General features: G+C 42.3%; 16 protein-coding genes. 9 read left to right on the forward strand and 7 right to left on the reverse strand.

From position 1 onward, the window contains the following. Positions 1-12 precede the first annotated feature (12 nt). The 5 genes from HMPREF9448_RS05675 to HMPREF9448_RS05695 all read left to right on the forward strand — a co-directional run bounded on the left by HMPREF9448_RS05675 (position 13) and on the right by HMPREF9448_RS05695 (position 3,679). Positions 13-555, forward strand: a complete 543-nt coding sequence (locus tag HMPREF9448_RS05675; protein ID WP_008861642.1) for a nitroreductase family protein — start codon at positions 13-15, stop codon at positions 553-555. Further along, positions 540-1,067, forward strand: a complete 528-nt coding sequence (locus HMPREF9448_RS05680) for a DUF6452 family protein (RefSeq protein ID WP_008861643.1) — start codon at positions 540-542, stop codon at positions 1,065-1,067. The genes HMPREF9448_RS05675 and HMPREF9448_RS05680 overlap by 16 nt, the downstream gene beginning before the upstream one ends. Further along, complete coding sequence (locus HMPREF9448_RS05685; RefSeq protein ID WP_008861644.1) at positions 1,057-1,839, forward strand: DUF6048 family protein; 783 nt, start codon at positions 1,057-1,059, stop codon at positions 1,837-1,839. Before HMPREF9448_RS05680 ends, HMPREF9448_RS05685 begins: the two co-directional genes overlap by 11 nt. A 10-nt stretch (positions 1,840-1,849) precedes the next feature. After that, positions 1,850-3,103 carry a mechanosensitive ion channel family protein gene (locus tag HMPREF9448_RS05690; protein ID WP_040296079.1) on the forward strand — a complete coding sequence of 418 codons (1,254 nt, stop codon included), beginning with the start codon at positions 1,850-1,852 and terminating at the stop codon, positions 3,101-3,103. Between the two features lie 213 nt (positions 3,104-3,316). After that, complete coding sequence (locus tag HMPREF9448_RS05695; RefSeq protein WP_008861646.1) at positions 3,317-3,679, forward strand: hypothetical protein; 363 nt, start codon at positions 3,317-3,319, stop codon at positions 3,677-3,679. Here the strand turns inward: HMPREF9448_RS05695 and HMPREF9448_RS05700 are convergent, their stop codons facing one another. Together HMPREF9448_RS05700 and aspT are read right to left on the reverse strand one after the other, a co-directional pair. Continuing rightward, entirely contained in the window at positions 3,680-5,356 is a 1,677-nt protein-coding gene (locus HMPREF9448_RS05700) for a bifunctional aspartate transaminase/aspartate 4-decarboxylase (RefSeq protein ID WP_008861647.1), read from the reverse strand. Between the two features lie 38 nt (positions 5,357-5,394). Next, on the reverse strand, positions 5,395-7,095 hold the full coding sequence (aspT, locus tag HMPREF9448_RS05705) for an aspartate-alanine antiporter (RefSeq protein WP_008861648.1): 1,701 nt from the start codon (positions 7,093-7,095) through the stop codon (positions 5,395-5,397). Between the two features lie 401 nt (positions 7,096-7,496). On the opposite strand from aspT, the gene HMPREF9448_RS05710 reads away from it, so the two are divergent. Beyond that, positions 7,497-7,907 (forward strand): secondary thiamine-phosphate synthase enzyme YjbQ, encoded by a 411-nt coding sequence (locus tag HMPREF9448_RS05710; protein WP_008861649.1) that lies wholly within the window; start codon positions 7,497-7,499, stop codon positions 7,905-7,907. A gap of 59 nt (positions 7,908-7,966) precedes the next feature. Here HMPREF9448_RS05710 and HMPREF9448_RS05715 read toward each other — a convergent pair whose 3' ends face one another. Together HMPREF9448_RS05715 and HMPREF9448_RS14150 are read right to left on the reverse strand one after the other, a co-directional pair. Next, complete coding sequence (locus HMPREF9448_RS05715; protein ID WP_008861650.1) at positions 7,967-8,521, reverse strand: IS1096 element passenger TnpR family protein; 555 nt, start codon at positions 8,519-8,521, stop codon at positions 7,967-7,969. Between the two features lie 431 nt (positions 8,522-8,952). Then, positions 8,953-9,642, reverse strand: a complete 690-nt coding sequence (locus HMPREF9448_RS14150) for an outer membrane beta-barrel protein (protein WP_008861651.1) — start codon at positions 9,640-9,642, stop codon at positions 8,953-8,955. A 510-nt stretch (positions 9,643-10,152) separates the two neighbouring features. On the opposite strand from HMPREF9448_RS14150, the gene HMPREF9448_RS05725 reads away from it, so the two are divergent. Together HMPREF9448_RS05725 and HMPREF9448_RS05730 are read left to right on the forward strand one after the other, a co-directional pair. Then, a complete protein-coding gene (locus HMPREF9448_RS05725; protein ID WP_083855847.1) occupies positions 10,153-11,664 on the forward strand; it encodes a CsgG/HfaB family protein in 1,512 nt (503 codons plus the stop codon). A 29-nt stretch (positions 11,665-11,693) separates the two neighbouring features. Further along, positions 11,694-12,863, forward strand: coding sequence for a hypothetical protein (locus HMPREF9448_RS05730; protein WP_008861653.1), 1,170 nt, complete (start codon positions 11,694-11,696; stop codon positions 12,861-12,863). Positions 12,864-12,937: 74 nt separating this feature from the next. Here HMPREF9448_RS05730 and lpxA read toward each other — a convergent pair whose 3' ends face one another. Genes lpxA through lpxD form a run of 3 tightly spaced genes read right to left on the reverse strand, consistent with a single transcriptional unit; the run spans position 12,938 to position 16,172 of the window. Next, entirely contained in the window at positions 12,938-13,714 is a 777-nt protein-coding gene (gene lpxA / locus HMPREF9448_RS05735; RefSeq protein ID WP_008861654.1) for an acyl-ACP--UDP-N-acetylglucosamine O-acyltransferase, read from the reverse strand. Positions 13,715-13,731: 17 nt separating this feature from the next. Continuing rightward, positions 13,732-15,114: a bifunctional UDP-3-O-[3-hydroxymyristoyl] N-acetylglucosamine deacetylase/3-hydroxyacyl-ACP dehydratase gene (locus HMPREF9448_RS05740; protein ID WP_008861655.1), complete on the reverse strand. Its 1,383-nt coding sequence runs from the start codon at positions 15,112-15,114 to the stop codon at positions 13,732-13,734. Positions 15,115-15,119: 5 nt separating this feature from the next. After that, on the reverse strand, positions 15,120-16,172 hold the full coding sequence (gene lpxD, locus HMPREF9448_RS05745; protein ID WP_008861656.1) for a UDP-3-O-(3-hydroxymyristoyl)glucosamine N-acyltransferase: 1,053 nt from the start codon (positions 16,170-16,172) through the stop codon (positions 15,120-15,122). A 359-nt stretch (positions 16,173-16,531) separates the two neighbouring features. Between lpxD and spt the strand changes: the two genes are divergently transcribed. Continuing rightward, the gene (spt, locus tag HMPREF9448_RS05750; protein WP_040296001.1) at positions 16,532-17,719 is read left to right on the forward strand and encodes a serine palmitoyltransferase; all 1,188 of its coding nucleotides are present in this window, start codon (positions 16,532-16,534) and stop codon (positions 17,717-17,719) included. Positions 17,720-17,860: the final 141 nt, after the last annotated feature.

A 17,860-nucleotide genomic window follows, 5' to 3' on the forward strand; every position in this document is an offset into this window, starting at 1 on the left:
AGTCTTGAATTTATGAGCGGTTTGAAAGGAAACGAATGTTCCGATTTGCTTACACTGGCGAAGGCTAGGGGTTCGGTGCGATCTTTTAAGTCTTTGAAGGTCGAGCGGGCTAAACTCGAATATATTTTGGAGGTGGCGAGACTGGCTCCGTCGGCTGTGAATTTTCAACCGTGGGCTTTTGTCGTGGTTCGTGACCCGGAAAAGCTAAAAGCTTTGTACGATTGTTATCCACGTGAATGGTTCGCATCGGCTCCGATGTGTATAGTTGTTTGCGGAGACCATAGTACGTCGTGGAAGCGTTTGTCCGATAATAAGGATTTTTGTGATGTCGATATAGCGATAGCAACCGAACATTTAGTTTTGGCTGCTGCCGAACAAGGGTTAGGTTCTTGTTGGGTCTGTAATTTTGACGTGCAGCGATGTAAAAAGATTTTGAATTTGCCCGATTTATGGGAACCTATGGTTCTTTTGCCGTTGGGCTATCCTGCCGAGGGTGTGGAGACGGAGAGAAAAAGAAAACCATTTAATGATGTGGTGAGATGGGAAGACTTTTGAGTTTTATCGAAGGAGTTCTATTTTTATGTGTATGTTGCTTAGTTTTAAGTAACTGTGGCAGTAACGGTTGTGTGGATAATCGTAGTAGTATTCCTTTGGCTCAATTTTATTCTTATGATGCACAAGAGACGGCTTTGTCTGTCGATTCCATTTCAATTTTCGGTATAGGACAGCCAACCGATTCTATGTTACTCGATTCGGCGGTTGCCGTAACACAAGTTTATCTTCCGTTGCGGTTTACACAAGACTCGACGCAATATGTCATTCATTACGAACAGCAAGGTCTTTCGTCTCCTCGTTATAACGATACGCTCACATTTGTTTATCGGTCGTATCCCTATTTCGTGTCGATTGATTGCGGGGCGATGTATAATTTTGTTATCGATACGTGTCGGTATACACGTAATATACTTGACTCTGTTTCTGTGACAGTCCCGGAGATCACGAATAAAAATGTGGAGAGTATACGGATTTTTTATACAGTTCAAACCCAGACCCCAGATGAGGAGTAAAATTTTCATATTGTTTTTAGGGGTAATCTTTGCGTCGGTTGCGCAACGACGGGTAACGCCTGTCGATCCAACAGCGAAAAAAGAAATTGTACCGGTGCAAACGGATAGTGTTGTTGCGGAGCCGGAAGAGCCAGAAATAAAGGGGTATCTTTATCCCTTGTTTAATGGTCTCTCCGTAAATGTCAACATTCTTGATGGGATCGCAAATCTATTCGGACAAAGTTATGGCAATTATGAAATAGCGGCAGAATTGGATTTGCATAATCGTTTTTTTCCAGTATGGGAAATCGGGATTGGACATGCCGATAATACTCCCGAGGGATTGAACTTTACATACAGGAATAAAGCTTCTCTTTATAACCGTGTAGGAATGAACTACAATTTCGGATATAATAAAACTGCAATGAGTTTTTTCTATATCGGTATTCGGTATGGCTTTTCTTTTTTTACGTATGATATAGATAATATTTTAGTAGAGTCACCTTATTGGGGAGAATCTGAAAAACTACAAATTACCGGACAGAAATCATGGGCTCATTGGGGTGAGTTGTTGGGAGGGCTTCGGGTGCAAGTGTATAAAAATTTTTATATGGGGTGGACTGTTCGTTATCGATTGATGTTCAGCCATAAAAAGAATACTTATTCTCAACCGTGGTATATACCGGGATTTGGAACGGATAGTTCCCCGTTTGGATTTACTTATACGGTAGGTTATCGATTTTCTTTCGGGAAAAAAGAAAAGAAAATAGAGTCTCAACCAGTTGCAGAATGACGATATGGGTATGTTGGAATCAATAGAGAAGATATTGCACGATGTTGCCGATCTATTTTCTGCCAATACGGAAGCATGGCATAATGTGGTTTATGTAATCTTGATCGTTTTGATAGCCATTTTGTGCGATGTGCTTTGTAAGTTGCTAATAAATAGATTGCTACTTCCAATCATTCGCCGTACAAAATTTGAATGGGACGATCATTTATATGACAAGAAGGTGGTGTCGAGGCTGGCTGCGTTGGCTCCAGCTTTTATTCTATATGCATTTTTGCCTTCGGCGTTTGATATAGAGAGTAGTTGGTATATACTTATCGATCGTATATGCAAGGTTTATATCATAGCTCTTATTCTTCGATTCTTGAATGGTGTGCTGAATGCATTTCTCGATATTTTTAATGGAAAGGAAAGTTTACGCCATTATCCCATAAAAGGTGGTGTGCAGACCATACAGGTTATCTTATTTTCAATTGGTTTTATCAGTATAATAGGAACAATTATAGATCAGTCTCCTGCTCGTTTGTTTGCCGGATTGGGTGCATCTGCTGCGATTCTCATGCTGATTTTTAGGGATACGATATTGGGGTTTGTAGCCGGAATACAGCTTTCGGCAAATAATATGTTACATAAAGGAGATTGGATAACGGCTCCGGCATATAATGCTAACGGTATCGTACAAGATGTGACTCTCAATACAGTAAAAGTTTTGAATTTTGATAATACGACGACCACTATTCCGCCATACGCTTTGGTGACAGGCTCTTTTACCAATTGGCGAAGTATGTTTGAAGGAGGGGGGCGTCGTATCTCCCGGCAGATACTTTTGGATATAAATAGTATTTCTTTTCTCCGTGAAGAGGATTTACTTCGATTTAAGGATCATTTTTTGATCGGTGAGTTCGTTGTTCAGCGGTTACACTCTATTCAACAGGCTTGTAACTCTGGAAATTCTTTTTTGGCAGAGGAACTTAGGGTTACGAATAGTATGTTGTTCAGAGTTTATTTGGAAAACTATATACGTCAAATGGGAAAATCCAATCCCGATATGCTTTATATGGTACGTTATCTGCCTATGGCGGAGCGAGGACTTCCGGTAGAACTTTACTTGTTCTCTGCGGAGAAAACATGGAAGATGTATGAGGCCGTTGTAGCAGATTTGATCGACCATACCATAGCCGTGACAGCAGAGTTTGGGTTGCGTTTGTATCAATCACCGGGAAGTTATGATATACAATGCCTTCGGGAAAGAGTAAATCAAATATAGGAAAAATGAGAAATTCTAATCGACATGTTTTTATAATTACTTGTAATGTAGAAAGTTATTTTTATTCACAGTTTGTAGGTTAATATTTATAAACGATTGTTTGTGCATATTAATTCATAGAAAAAAATTAAATGATAATTAGGGTGTATTCTTATTCCTGCTTATATTTATTCCGTAGATTAAAAGAGCTTTGGTAGATATTTTTATAGTGCTATGATTTCTAAATATATAATAAGGGCTTTGTATAAGAAATATTCAAAACCTCCGCGAAATTTTTCCGAGTTGAATATCGATGAATTTGTATCTATTTGCGGCGATTCATACGGTATTACCGTCGACGATGTGTCTATGACATTCGGCCAGATGAGTGAAGATAATCCGTTTCGTACCATTTTGTTGCGTAATATATATGGTATAGAGAAATTCGAATATCACATGGCGTTGGTTTCTTCATCATACATTCTGTTTTTTAGTCGAGAAAGTTGTGATGTAACTGTTCATTTTAAGCCGGAATCAACCTCCTGGCTGAAACGTTTTTGCTGGTGGGTTAAATTCCGGCTTTTGCATCTAAATTAATTAGTAAATAACGGGTTCTTTTTTGGCCGTTTCATTTTTCCATTTCTGGGCATATTCTTCCAATGTATGCCCGATAATTGTCCCGATTTTTCGGTAATTCATTTCATCGAGATTTGCTAACGATACTCGTATAGACCATCGAGGTCCATCGAATCCATCACCGTTCAGAACGACTACACCGGCTTCTTTGGCTAATCTAATGACAAAGTCGAGTGGTTCGTAATTTTTTTCGAGATACTCGGCAAAGTCTTTTCCATATAATTGGGTTGCCCATACCATAATATCGATTTCGGAATAGTACCCGGCCCGCAAGCTATCGGGAAGTAATTTGAACCCGGTCTTTTCCCACATGGCTGTCAGTCTATTGGTTATCATCTTTTGCAATTTGTTTTTGTATATGTCTTGCATATCGCAAAGAGAGAAGAGAGCGAAGAGTGACATTTGTATTTGTTGAGGAGTGGATAACCCTGCCGTGTGGTTAAGTGCTACCAACCTACTGTCGGCGACCAATCGATCGATAAATAAAATCTTGTCGGGATTGAGGTTGATACTATCGTATCTGTCGTGTAGTTCTTTTCGTTGTTTTTCGGGAAGAAGCGCTATTTGAGCATCGAATACGTTATGTCGGGCAATAGCGATAGTCGCTAATCTCCAACCGGTGGCCCCGAAATATTTTGAGAAAGAATATACACAAGCTGTGTTATAGGGTAGTTCATACATAAGAGAACGGAAATGGGGCACGAATGTACCATATACATCGTCGGTTATAATCATGAGGTTGGGATTGTTTTCCCGTACGATTTTTATTATTCTCTTGTGGGTCGCTTCATCTAAACTGTATGAGGGAGGATTGCTCGGGTTGACCAAACAGAGCAGTTTTATAGAAGGGTCTTTTAGTTTATTTAATTCATTTTCGGGATATTGCCAAGTATGAAAGCCTTCTTTTGTCAGTTGCGAGGCTTGTATATTGACTACGTCGAAATTAAATTCTTTTAGTTGGGGAATTTCGATATAAGGCGTAAAGATAGGAGTCATGAGAGCTATTCGGTCACCTTGTGATAACAGTTTATTTGCTTTCAGCGAATTGAAAAGATAGCACATAGCAGCGGTTCCACCTTCTGTCGCGAAAAGATCGTAGTGGTCGGGAGGTGTTTGTCGGTCGCACATTTCTTGTATTAAATACTTTTCAACGATCAATTCGGTATATTTGAGTATACGGTCCGGGTCGGGATATTGGTCGCCTATGATGCTATCGACCCATTCATGAATCAAATCATCGGCATTTATGCCTTCTTTCGTGAGAAACTGAACACTTTCGTTCAACAAATGTGCAGCCGGTGTTTTTTCGTGATGTTTGAGAAAATTTTCAAACCGTTTGGCTATTTCTTCTTTTTGAGGCATTCCGGCGATACCTTCTTCGGGAAGTTCAAATGTGAGTTTTGATTCTTCGATAGCAAAAGTACCTAAGAGGAAAAAAGCCTCCCTAGCGACTGTGTTTATCCAATTAGGATTTCCCCGACCTGCATTTAAGAATTGGCAGACGGCTTTCTGGTCGCACTCTTTGGCATAGGAAATTAGATCGTTTTTTATTTCGAAGGGACTCATCTGTTCCAGTCCTTGTTCGAATCTTTTGCCGTAATCGGCCATGGCACGAGGCAGTTTTTCTTGACTTTTCATAATTGTTACGAGTATTTGTTTATATATATGTCTTTTGTTTATGCAGAGAGAAGGACTAAGACGACGCCCCCTAAAATGAGCAGAGTATTACCGATAGCATAAGTTACCGTGTATCCCATAGCCGGTAACGTGCTTCCAAGACTTTCTTGGATAGCTCCCAACGCCGCAGTTGTGGTACGGGCTCCCGCGCAGCAGCCTAAATTTATAGCTGGTCGGAATTTGAATACTTTCGCACCGATAAGCAATCCTAATAATAACGGTATTGTAGTGGCTAAAACTCCGGCAATGAATAGCATGAAACCAGCTTCACGGATTCCGGACAGGAACGTGGGACCTGCGGTTATTCCTATAACAGCGATGAACATATTCAAACCTAAGTTATTGAATATCCAAACTGCTGGTTCGGGAACTCGTCCGAAGGTCGGGTGTTTGGTGCGTAACCAACCGAAGAATAATCCAGAGAGTAGAGCTCCGCCACTTGTACTCAAACTGATAGGAACACCACCTAAATGAATGGTTAGAGCTCCGATGATACCGCCGATGAGGATACCGAGACCTACGAATATCATATCGGTTTTATTGGTAGGCCGGTCGACATATCCTAAGGTGGGGGCTGTTTCGCTTATTTCTCGTTTTAGTCCTACGATTTCCAGTGTGTCGCCTTTATACAATACAGTTTTCGGATAGACCGGTATTTCTACGCCCGAACGCTTTATCTGTTTGATAATGATTCCGTGCATACAGGGTAACGAACGGAGATGACGAACTGTTTTTTTATGAAGTTCTTTGTTGGTAAGTAGTACGAAAATATCTTCCACGGGGAAATCCAATAGTTCTGGATCGAAAATTTCTGGCCCTATCCAGCTTTCGTCTTCTATGATGGTTTCCCGTCTTCCGCTTAAAACCACTTCATCACCTTGTTTAAGAACTGTTTTTGGGGTTATGTCGAGGACTTCTCCATCGATTCGGACACGTTCGACGAAGACTCTTCTTCCCATCTCCTTAATATGTTTTTCTATTTCTTTTACCGTTTGTGGAGTTTTGAACCAGTCCGATTCTATTTTGTAGGCCCTGAATACAACCGGCCGGTTGGCATTCATGAGTGCCGGATCGTTTTCTTCGTTGTCTTGTTTCAGTTCTTTTTCAAGTGCCCGGGTATCGTTTTTTACTTTTTCGAGTCCACCGAGTAACCGAGGACCGAGTGTACCTAAGATGTAAGCCGAGCCTATGGTTCCGAAAATGTAAGTGACGGCATAGCAAACCGGTATGATATTCAACCATTCTTGTTGTTTTTCTGCTGAAATTCCAAGAGTACCGATGGTGTCTGTTCCAACTCCGATGGCTGCCGATATGGTTTGTGCTCCGGCAAACAGACCTATGGTCATACCTGCATTATAACCCATGATTTTGGCAATTAAGTAGGTAGAGCCTATACAGACAATGCCAAATATACAAGCGAATATAACTTGATGGATTCCGTCGCTGCGTAAGGATTGGAAAAATTGAGGACCTACGCTATATCCGATAGCAAATAGGAATAGCAGGAAAAATACCGATTTGAGTGGCCCGGGAATATCGATGTTCATTTGTCCTACCAATACACCTACTAATAAAACCGAAGTGACGGTTCCCAAAGAGAAGTTTTTGTATTTGAGACTTCCTATCCAGAAACCGATACCCAGAGTGAGAAAAATCGCCATCTCGGGATAGCTGCGGAAAAAATGAATGATTATATCCATATAGTTTTAAAATTAAATTAGGCTTTGTTATGTGGGGTATTTTTATTTATATGGATATAACAAGTTTCAGTGTGGATTGTTTTATTGCCGGAATATGATTATATGGTTCAGTAGAAAATCTGTGAGGGAGTCCTGAATTTCAACGATGAATTTTTTGTCTATAACCACGTTTCAGTCACTTCGATGAGAAGTCGGGAATGCTGTCATAGGATTTTGTAGAGTTTAATCTATTCGTCATAAGTGTTTAACCCCTCCGTCCTACGGACACCTCCCCTATATTTTGTTTGACAACAAAACACAGAGGAGGAGGTTTAAAATATATCTTCGATAGTGGCTTATAAATTCCCTGCTGATTTTCCACGGAGTCGATTATATTTGTAGAATAATTAAATTATGAAGCGATGGTTAAGATAATGGAGATAAGATTACCGCATTATGGGAGAGGTTATCATTTGATAACCCAAGAGCTTTTGTCTCGTCTCCCTCAGTTGCCGGAAAACGGCTTGCTGAACCTTTTTATCAAGCATACTTCGGCTGCATTGACAATCAATGAGAATGCCGATCCCGACGTCCGTTTGGACTTTGAAGCCTTCTTCGACCGAATCGTGCCCGATGGAGCTCCTTATTTTAAACATATATACGAAGGAGACGACGATATGTCGGCACATATCAAAGCATCTTTACTGGGAGCTTCTTTGACTATTCCGATAAGAGGCCGAGCCCTTGATTTGGGTACGTGGCAGGGTATCTATTTGTGTGAGTTCCGTAACGGCGGAGGAGCTCGTCGTGTCACCGTTACGATTGTAGAATAAAAAACGAGGAGAATACGGTATTCGTATTCTCCTCGTTTTTATTGAATTGTCGTTTTTTGTTACATATTGTTGTATTCGTCGTCCATATTCAGATCGGCAAATCCTTCTTCGTCGAGTTCCGAGGGATCGAAGGTTTCATCTCCGTAAAAGGTTTCATCGAAGTCGGAAGAATTATTCGCGACATTCTTTTTTTCTAGTTCTTCGAAATCCATCGTTTGTTGGGGAGGATTGCCTTCCTTACGTGTGCAGACCGGGGTCTCTAAATCTTTTCCCGGTTCGATCTCTTTCAATTCCATAAAAAACATGCGGTCGGTCATGTAATCGAATACAAAAACTAATCGTTGGCCTTCGTCTTCGATGAGGTCGCTTAGTTTTGTAGACGCCATGATCCACGTATCTTCGTCAGAATCTTTCCCCATGTCCATCAGGGTAATTTCTGTTTTTTTCTCCCAATCGTCGTCACAAATGAAGAATGAGGTCATTTGATCCTTAGAAAAGCCGACAGAATCGAGTATGGCATCGTGCAGTTCGAGAAAAGAAGCATCGGAATCGATGCATATTTCCCGTTTGAAATTGTCGACTTCGTCTGAAACAATTCTGAATTTATATATCATAATTTTTTTGTAATTAGGTTCTTTTTTTCGGTATGTAAAAGTACTAAAAATCTTTCTCCTGCCAAATAAAGGCTATAAAATTTCATGATTATAATCGATATTCAGGGAATAACTTGCGGATAAGTATAAAAGGTCGTTGTTATTTGAGGTTTGCATTTAGTCCTCAAAAAAAGGACGAGGCATATCAGAAAGATATGCCTCGTGTATGATGGGAAATCAGAGGGGGGTCTTTTTATATTTCTAACCCCTCTCCTCAGAAACTATCGTTTCTTCGGTGTCTCCCCTATACCATTCGCAGCACCCCGTAATGCTACGGGACACGGCAGAGGAGAAGGGGGGATACATCTCACCCTCCTCCTCTGTGTTTTGTTGTCAAACAAAATATAGAGGAGGTGGCACGTAGTAACGGAGGGGTTAACTCATTTCGTATATTAGAAATTCCAGCCGACGCGTAACGACGGAGTCGCATGGAATCCGAATCTGCTTTGTAAATTAGAAGTAGTACCGTCTGTTTTGGTGGTCGTCGACCCTGAGACAGTTGTGGTAGTTCCTCTTTTGTAGTTCATAGAGTCGTAACCCAATCCGAGTTCGAATCCTAAATACAGGCCTTTGCACAGATAAACATCTACACCGGTAAATACATTTACGCCAAATCCCAGACCGGGACGTTTGGTCTCTGTTTTATCGTCGTTTTCGGTGTTGTCGGTTTTTGTTTTAGCGGTAGAAGTCAATAGGCCAATTTCACCGCCAACATATGGAGAGATTCTTTCGTATTTGGTGAAGTGATACTCAAAACCGGGCATAATCGAAAATGTAGTGATAGATTCTTTGCTGTTTCTTTCGTACTCTTTTTGGTCTGTCGGGCTTTCGTAATAGGTGACATCTTTATCGGTAGATGTGTTTAATCCCAGTTTCAAGCGAACAGCCATTTTTTCGTTTAAATGCAAACGAACTTTGGCGCCGTAGTCGGGTAATGAAAATTGTCCGTCAGTAGTAGCTCCGCCGGGCGAATAGTTCAATTCTGTCGAGAAACTCATGTTTTCGGGTTTGTACTTGTTTTGTGCGTTTACACTAGTCAGTACTACGGCTGCCATAGCTGCCACTAAGAAAATTTTCTTCATAACATTGCTTGTTTTGTTTTTCCTACTCTTTTGATGGTTTTCGGAAATTCCATTAATAATATAATTGCAAATATATTTAATAGATTCTAATTCTAAAATATTTTATTTAAAATAATGCAATAAAACTATATATTATAGTGTGTATGAGTTTGGGGACTTTTTTAACAAATCGCAAACATAACTTGCATTTGTCTCTGGTTTGCACTACATTTGCGGTGTCGAATGTGAGCTGTGGCTTTGTTCGATAACCTTTTTTTGATAAAAGCGTTTTTGCTTATCCTTTCATGGAAAATCGCCAATTTTCAATTCACGAAGGATAGAGCAGTCACAAAACGCTCATGCTTGCCTATACCACCCCAGCAAGGGGTGAGGTTATACCGGCAAGGCGTGGGGTGGGCTGTTTATTTCGTGAATGGGTGTTTGGCGATACCTCCGTGAAAATAAGCAGAATGTTCCCTACGCTTTTTTATTTTAAATTCGTTCGAAGGGGGACAGGACGATGTAGCAGGTATGAAGATAAAATGTATTATCTGTATCGTATTTCTCGTTTTTTCGATGGCAGCAGGCGGTACGATACAAGCGCAGAACGAAGCGGCCGGGTATGTAATTTCTGTCGAAGGCGAAAAAGTTTATATCGATTTAGCGGCCGGGAAAGTAAAGCCGGGAGATAAGGTGGCCGTTTATTCAAAAGAGGGCTATTTCATTCACCCGGTTACTAAGAAACGATTAAAGAGAGAACCGTCGCAAGTTGCTTCGCTCGAAGTCGTAAAAGTGTATACCGACTATTCTCTGGCAAAGGCCGTTCCAGCACAAAGTCTGTCGAAGGTAGAAGTGGGAATGTCCGTTCAATGTAATGCGATGTCCCAGTCGAGTCATTCGGAATCGTCGAGCGATGTATATGGGCCCCCGGCTGCTAAGGAGAATCGCCCTTCTGTTTTATCGGTCGATCCAGTCAGGACGACAGACGAAAAGGTCTCGGTATTTGTGGCTCCGGCACAGGTGAACGATGTGGTCGGTGTGGGGTATTTCGGAACGTATGTGTCCGATTTGTTGATGGAGCAATTGATGTTTTGCGACAAGGTTCGGCTACTCGATCGTACGGTGATGGGAATGCAAATGGACGAGACCGATTTGACCGGGAGTTACATAGATCCCAATACCGCGATACAGCGGGGGAAAATAGCCGGGGCTCAATATGTAGTTCAGGTGACCATGCAGAAGCCCGATGTGGTCAATGTGAGAACGGGTATTCCTTTGGCGTCGATTATGGGGGCTTTTCAGGCCGGTTTCGGAAAAAATCTCGGAGCACAATACATGTCGAATGTGGAGGTGGCGACCTTGACAGCTTCGGTAAGTATTACCGCCCGGGTTGTCGATTTGCAGACCGGCGAGGTTTTGTTTATGAGTAGCGGGACGGGGAAAGCGAAAGGAAAGTCGCAGTTGTCGATGGAATACGGCGCATTGGGCGGCGCGCAGTTGAACGGCGGCGCCGATGGTTTCAAACAGACGGTTACCGGTCAGGCGATACAGAAAGCGTTCATCGGGATAGGTCGTAACCTGAACCAATATTTCAATGGAGATGCCAAGAGCCGGGTAATGGGTAGCGCCAGCGGATTCGGAAATTATGGCGATGAGATGAAAGCCAGAGGTTTTAGTTTATATATGGGAACGGAGAAGATTTCCAAAGACGATGCCCGTATGTTGTTTGCCGACCACTCTAACTTGTATTTTCGCTATAAATCTGCGAAGTCGATGAGTAATTGGGGCTGGGGTTTGATAGTGTTGGGGGCTATTGGTGCTGGTAGTGGAATTTTTGATGAGTATGGTGAATTTTTTTATATAGTGAGTCCGATTGGTGGCGGTATTATGTTGATAGGCGCAGGTTTGGAGATTGCATCTGCTATAAGCATAAAAAAAATAGCCCGAGACTATAATACTATGAGTAAGCAGAGCGACTATGCCTGCCGTTTGAGTTTGGTCGCTCCTGCTACCGGAGGCTTGGGTGTGCGATTGACATTTTGAAAAATATTTACAGCATAAATAAAACAGATATGAGAAAGAGAAATAAGTGTGGATTGTTTTTGTCGTTGTGTATGGCGGTCGCATGGACGACACAAGCACAAACATCGGCAGACGGTTATGTGATTGCGGTAGAGGGAGATGACGTATATATCGATTTGGCAGAAGGAAAAATTGCAAAGGGGGATATATTGGAGGTCTGTTCCAAACCCGGTTATTTCGTGCATCCGGTTACCAAGAAACGGATAAGGAAAGAGAGTAAACGAATTTCTTCGTTAATAGTGAAAGATGTTTTCGGAGATTATTCGACTGCCAAATCTGTTCCGTCACAGACATTGGAGTCCATACAGGTGGGCATGCCGTTGAAACGTATCGAAATGGCTGTGGATTCCTCGGCTAACGTGGGTCATATCGTTGCGATAGACGGTACAGATGTGTATATCGATTTGACGGAGGAGGAAATATGGCCGAATAGTAAGTTGGAGGTCTATTCCAAAGATAGCTATTTTGTTCACCCGGTGACCGGCAAACATATCCTCAGAGAAGGGGAGCAGGTTGCATCGCTCGAAGTTGTGGAAGCCGGTAGCGATTATACCCGGACTCGATTGAGTGAACCATCTCTTTCCCCGTTGGAAGCCGGTATGGCGGTGAAACAGGGATTGGCAGTCATGTCGGAATCGCCAACAGAGGAACCTGTTCAGATGGCTTTGCCAACGCAAAGTATGGAAGCTGCTACGGCTGGGAATAATTCCTCCAATTCTTTTTCGGGAACAGATTCGAATATTCTTTCGGGTGAAGAGATACAGGCAAAAGGTTTAAGTCTGTATAGGGGAGCGCAAAAACTGACGAAAGAAGAGATAAAAGCCATTCGGATTGTACCTCTATATGATATATATAGCAAAGTAAGAAAACAGAATGCATGGGCATGGGTAGCTATTGGTTTTGGTTCTGTGGCGGTATGCAGTGGGGTTATTTCTTTGTCTACTGAAAGTGCTTCTGGGGCGATCGCTATCCCAACAATAATAGGAGCCGGAGCTGTTGTCGGTGGAGCTATATTGGTATCGCATGCCCGAAAGCAAATGAAGAATGCTGCCGCTCTTTATAATAATATGAGAAGCGGGCGTATGCAACAGACCACTTCGTATGAATTGAGTATGGTTGTTCCCGAAACCGGTGGATTGGGATTGAGGTTGAGTTTTTAACATGGGGAAAATAAGAAAGAGCCGGTACATCACGTATCGGCCCTTTCATCTCTGATATAAATTGGTAGATATTATTATAGATATCCTTTAATGATACCCCGTTTCGAATTGCGGACGAATAATACGATTTCGTCCCGTTCTTTGGTTGCGGGCAACTCTGCCTCGATACGTTCTATCGCGTCGCTGTTATTCATGTCGGACAGATATAAGTAACGATAGATTTCTTGGATATTGCAAATGGTTTCGTTGCTGAAATTGCGCCGACGGAGCCCGATGGAGTTTATTCCGGCGTAGGATATGGGATTGCGGCCGGCTTTGATGTAGGGCGGTATATCTTTGTTGATGAGAGAACCTCCTTGTACCATCACATGTGCGCCGATGTGGCTGAACTGATGAATGAGGCTCCCGCCGCCAATCACAGCGTAGTTGTCGATAATTACTTCTCCGGCCACTTGCGTAGCGTTGGATATAATGACGTTATCTCCGACAATACAGTCGTGGGCGATGTGTGAGTAAGCCATAATCAAACAGTTGCTTCCCACTATGGTTTTTCCTTTGGCTGCGGTTCCCCGGTTTACGGTGACACATTCGCGCAGTGTCGTATTGTCGCCTATTTCCACGGTCGTATCTTCTCCTTGAAATTTCAAGTCCTGAGGAATCGCCGAGATAACCGCTCCCGGGAATATTTTGCAGTTTTTGCCAATACGCGCACCTTCCAGAATAGTAACGTTGGAACCTATTTGTGTCCCTTCGCCGATGATTACATTTTTATCTATGGTTACGAATGGTTCGATTACTACGTTATTCGCAATCTTTGCGTCGGGATGAACGTATGCTAACGGTTGTTTCATTTATTTGTTTTTTAGATTTATTTATTCTTGATAATCTGTGCCATGAATTCGGCCTCGGTGACAATGCGCTCGCCGACAAAAGCATATCCTTTCATGTAGGCGCATCCCCGACGCACTTCGGTCATCAGTGATAAGTGGAATATGACGGTATCTCCCGGTACGACTTTCTGGCGGAATTTGACATTGTCTATTTTCATGAAGTAGGTCGAATAGCGTTCCGGTTCGTCGACGGTGCTTAATACCAGCAAACCTCCGGTTTGAGCCATAGCTTCGACCAAAAGAACACCCGGCATAACGGGTTCGGCAGGGAAATGCCCTTGAAAGAAAGGTTCGTTACCCGAAACGTTCTTTACACCCACGATGTGGCGTGTCCCCATTTCGATAATTTTATCGACCAATAGGAAGGGATAGCGGTGGGGGAGCAACTGACGGATACGATTGACGTCCATAAGCGGCTCTTTATTGGGATTGTAGGCGGGGCATTGAATGTCTTGGCGACGGACTTCTTTGCGAATGAGCCGAGCGAATTGATTGTTGATTTTATGCCCGGGTCGAGTGGCGATGATACGACCTTTTATGGGTTTACCAACCAGTGCTATATCCCCTAAAATGTCGAGGAGTTTATGACGGGCCGGTTCGTTCTCGAATTCGAGCGGTTTGTTGTTGATGTACCCCAATTCATCGACGTGTTTGTGAGGAACGTTTAAAAGGTCGGCAAGCCTGTCGAGTTCGGTTTGTGAGGTTTTTTGATCGTAGATAACGATAGCATTGTCCAAATCTCCTCCTTTGATGAGATTATTTTTTACCAGCGGTTCTACTTCTCGTACGAAAACGAATGTGCGAGCCCCGGCAATTTCTTTTTTGAAATCGTGCAAATCGTCGAGACTGGCGAATTGATTGTTCAAGATAGGAGAGTCGAATGAGATGAGCGTGTTGATACTAAACTCATCGTCTGGTAATACTACGATTGAAGAACCGGTTTCTTCGTCGTGGATTTCGATTTTTGATTTGATAAGATAATATTCCCGTTCGGCATTTTGTTCTTCGAGTCCACAGCGCTCTATTTCTTCGGCGTAAACAGCGGCACTGCCATCGAGAATGGGCATTTCGGGTGCATTTACCTGAATGAGACAGTTGTCTATTTCTGCTGCATACAAAGCAGCCATCGCATGCTCGATCGTGCTTATTCTTACATCTCCGTCGGCTATGACCGTTCCTCTGCTTGTTTCTACTACGTTTTCGGCTAATGCCTCGATGACGGGTTGTCCTTCGAGGTCAACGCGTTGTATTTTGTATCCGTGATTCTCGGGGGCCGGTAGGAACGTGGCCGTAATATTCAATCCGGTATGTAATCCTTTACCGCTGACCGAAAAGCTGTTTTTTAGAGTCTTTTGTTTCATCGATATTATAGTTTATTATTTTTCAATTGTTCTTTTAATGCTTCTATCTCCTTTTCGAGAGCTTTCACCGTACGGGTAAGTTCGGGAAGCCGTTTTACGTAAACGACTTGTCTGGCAAATTCTTTGGAAGGAACAGCAGGGTATCCCATGATTACAGCGTCGTTCTCGACATGATTGGGTATACCCGATTGGGCTCCGACTTGAATTCGGTCTCCCAGTTTGATATGCCCGGCGACTCCTACTTGACCGCCTATCATAGCGTGGCTGCCGACTTTTGCCGAACCGGCAATTCCCGCTTGGGCCGCAATAACCGTGTGTTCTCCTACTTCGACGTTATGTGCGATTTGTATCAGGTTGTCGAGTTTCACACCTTTTTTGATAATCGTAGAACCCATTGTAGCTCGGTCTATTGTTGTATTGGCTCCGACCTCGACGTTGTCTTCGAGTACGACGTTTCCTATTTGAGCGATTTTCGCATATTCCCCGTTGGCTTGGGGAGCGAATCCGAATCCGTCAGCTCCGATAACGGTTCCCGCATGCAGAATACAATTGTTGCCGATGACACAGCTGTGATAGATTTTTACTCCTGCAAAAATGGTAACGTTATCGCCGATAACTACATCATTCCCGATATAGGTCTGAGGATAGATTTTTACGTTTTTACCTATTTTTACTCGCTCTCCGATATAGGCGAACGCTCCTAAATAGATATCGTCGGGGAGTGTGACCGACGAGGAGACATAGTTGGGTTGTTCAATACCACGTTTGGCGATAGTCGCTTCATTTACCAAATTGAGAAGCATAGCTAAACAGGCATATGGGTCATCGACTTTGATAAGAGTGGCTTCGATAGGATGCTCCGGCTCAAAGTCTTTATGTACCAGAACTATGCTGGCGTGGGTTTGGTATATATAGTGCGTGTATTTGGGATTGGCAAGGAAAGAGAGAGTACCGGGTGTTCCTTCTTCAATTTTAGACAGGTTATTGACTTCTACCGAGGGATTTCCAACCAACTCTCCGTGCAGGAATTCTGCTATTTGTCGTGCTGAGAATTTCATATTGTTCTCTGTCTTTTGAGTTTACAATCGGCAAATTTCGCAATTTTTTTCAAATTCTTGGTAATAAGAAGTAGATTTTATTATAAAAGGATTGCTCCTTGCGATTTCATCTCATTTTATAAATCTGATTTTTAATGGTATAAAAATTTTCTGTTCGCGAAGCTAAGATTTATTCTTAAAAAAGAAGGTGATAAAAAGTTTGCATCTGTAAGAAAAATTCGTTTCCATAGATACTTTTTTAAGTGAAAAATGATTTCCTTTCGGATATTTATGTTATCTTTGCAACCTGCATTTTCAAGGTATATCGTGACTAGAAATAGTGCAGATAGTTTATAACAAATACACATTCAGCATAAACTATGAAATTGATGCAAGAAAAACTGTCGAAGTATGATGCTCCGCAGAAGGCCAAAGCCCTTGGTGTTTATCCTTATTTTCGTAAAATAGAAAGCGATCAGGACACCGAGGTCTTAATCAACGGCAAAAAAGTTTTAATGTTCGGTTCGAACAGTTATTTAGGTCTTACCAATCACCCAAAAATTAAAGAGGCTGCTATTGCCGCTATCCGTAAATATGGTACGGGTTGTGCCGGTTCCCGATTCTTGAATGGAACATTGGACATTCATGAGGAGTTGGAACATCGGTTGGCTAAGTTCGTAGGGAAAGAAGAAGCCATTATTTATTCAACTGGATTTCAAGTCAATTTGGGGGTAGTCTCTTGTGTTACTGGACGCGGAGACTATATTTTATGGGACGAACTCGATCATGCTTCGATAATCGAAGGTCGTCGTTTGTCTTTCTCTACTCCGGTGAAATATCGCCATAACGATATGCAATCGTTGGAGGACCAGTTGCGTAATTGCAATCCTGATAAGGTGAAATTGATAGTGACCGATGGCGTGTTTTCTATGGAAGGCGATGTAGCCAATCTTCCTGAAATCGTACGTCTGGCTAAGCAGTATAATGCAGCAGTGATGGTCGATGAAGCACATGGTATAGGTGTTTTCGGACGAGACGGACGTGGAACATGCGACCATTTTGGTGTGACCGATGATGTGGATCTCATTATGGGTACGTTCAGTAAATCATTTGCTTCGTTGGGCGGTTTTATCGCTACGGATAAGGTAACGGCAAATTATTTACGTCATAACTCTCGTTCCTATATTTTCAGTGCAAGTATTACACCGGCTTCGACTGCGGCGGTGGGTGCTGCTTTGGATATTATGGAGAGTGAACCGGAACGTATAGCCAACTTGTGGGACGTGACGAATTATGCTTTGGAAGGATTCAGACGTATAGGTTGTGAGATAGGGAATACATGTACGCCTATTATTCCGTTGTTTATTCGTGATAATGAGAAAACATTCCGGGTAACTCGCGATTTGTTTGATGAGGGTATTTTTGTTAATCCGGTTGTTTCTCCGGCTGTTGCGCCTAAGGATACGTTGATAAGATTTTCTCTGATGGCTACGCATACACGAGCACAAGTAGATGTGGCTCTTGAAAAAATCGAAAAGTGTTTCAAACACTTGGATATTATCAAATAAGTATATAAGTATAGTTTGTTTTTAATACCGTTGGAGAGGAACTCTCCAACGGTATTTTTTTAGGCAGTAGAGTTTTATTTGAGTTATTTAAAAAACTTACCCACCTTATTGAAATAAGGTGGGTAAGTTAAAATCGGTTGA

The sequence above is a fragment of the Barnesiella intestinihominis YIT 11860 genome (genome assembly GCF_000296465.1).
Classification (GTDB): Bacteria; Bacteroidota; Bacteroidia; order Bacteroidales; family Barnesiellaceae; genus Barnesiella; species Barnesiella intestinihominis.

What these genes read in the sequence shown, in the direction of transcription:
- HMPREF9448_RS05675 (WP_008861642.1), top strand. Translation starts at nt 13, where the DNA reads ATGAGCGGTTTGAAAGGAAACGAATGTTCCGATTTGCTTACACTGGCG.
- HMPREF9448_RS05680 (WP_008861643.1), top strand. Translation starts at nt 540, where the DNA reads ATGGGAAGACTTTTGAGTTTTATCGAAGGAGTTCTATTTTTATGTGTA.
- HMPREF9448_RS05685 (WP_008861644.1), top strand. Translation starts at nt 1,057, where the DNA reads ATGAGGAGTAAAATTTTCATATTGTTTTTAGGGGTAATCTTTGCGTCG.
- HMPREF9448_RS05690 (WP_040296079.1), top strand. Translation starts at nt 1,850, where the DNA reads ATGTTGGAATCAATAGAGAAGATATTGCACGATGTTGCCGATCTATTT.
- HMPREF9448_RS05695 (WP_008861646.1), top strand. Translation starts at nt 3,317, where the DNA reads ATGATTTCTAAATATATAATAAGGGCTTTGTATAAGAAATATTCAAAA.
- HMPREF9448_RS05700 (WP_008861647.1), bottom strand. Translation starts at nt 5,356, where the DNA reads ATGAAAAGTCAAGAAAAACTGCCTCGTGCCATGGCCGATTACGGCAAA.
- aspT (WP_008861648.1), bottom strand. Translation starts at nt 7,095, where the DNA reads ATGGATATAATCATTCATTTTTTCCGCAGCTATCCCGAGATGGCGATT.
- HMPREF9448_RS05710 (WP_008861649.1), top strand. Translation starts at nt 7,497, where the DNA reads ATGGTTAAGATAATGGAGATAAGATTACCGCATTATGGGAGAGGTTAT.
- HMPREF9448_RS05715 (WP_008861650.1), bottom strand. Translation starts at nt 8,521, where the DNA reads ATGATATATAAATTCAGAATTGTTTCAGACGAAGTCGACAATTTCAAA.
- HMPREF9448_RS14150 (WP_008861651.1), bottom strand. Translation starts at nt 9,642, where the DNA reads ATGAAGAAAATTTTCTTAGTGGCAGCTATGGCAGCCGTAGTACTGACT.
- HMPREF9448_RS05725 (WP_083855847.1), top strand. Translation starts at nt 10,153, where the DNA reads ATGAAGATAAAATGTATTATCTGTATCGTATTTCTCGTTTTTTCGATG.
- HMPREF9448_RS05730 (WP_008861653.1), top strand. Translation starts at nt 11,694, where the DNA reads ATGAGAAAGAGAAATAAGTGTGGATTGTTTTTGTCGTTGTGTATGGCG.
- lpxA (WP_008861654.1), bottom strand. Translation starts at nt 13,714, where the DNA reads ATGAAACAACCGTTAGCATACGTTCATCCCGACGCAAAGATTGCGAAT.
- HMPREF9448_RS05740 (WP_008861655.1), bottom strand. Translation starts at nt 15,114, where the DNA reads ATGAAACAAAAGACTCTAAAAAACAGCTTTTCGGTCAGCGGTAAAGGA.
- lpxD (WP_008861656.1), bottom strand. Translation starts at nt 16,172, where the DNA reads ATGAAATTCTCAGCACGACAAATAGCAGAATTCCTGCACGGAGAGTTG.
- spt (WP_040296001.1), top strand. Translation starts at nt 16,532, where the DNA reads ATGAAATTGATGCAAGAAAAACTGTCGAAGTATGATGCTCCGCAGAAG.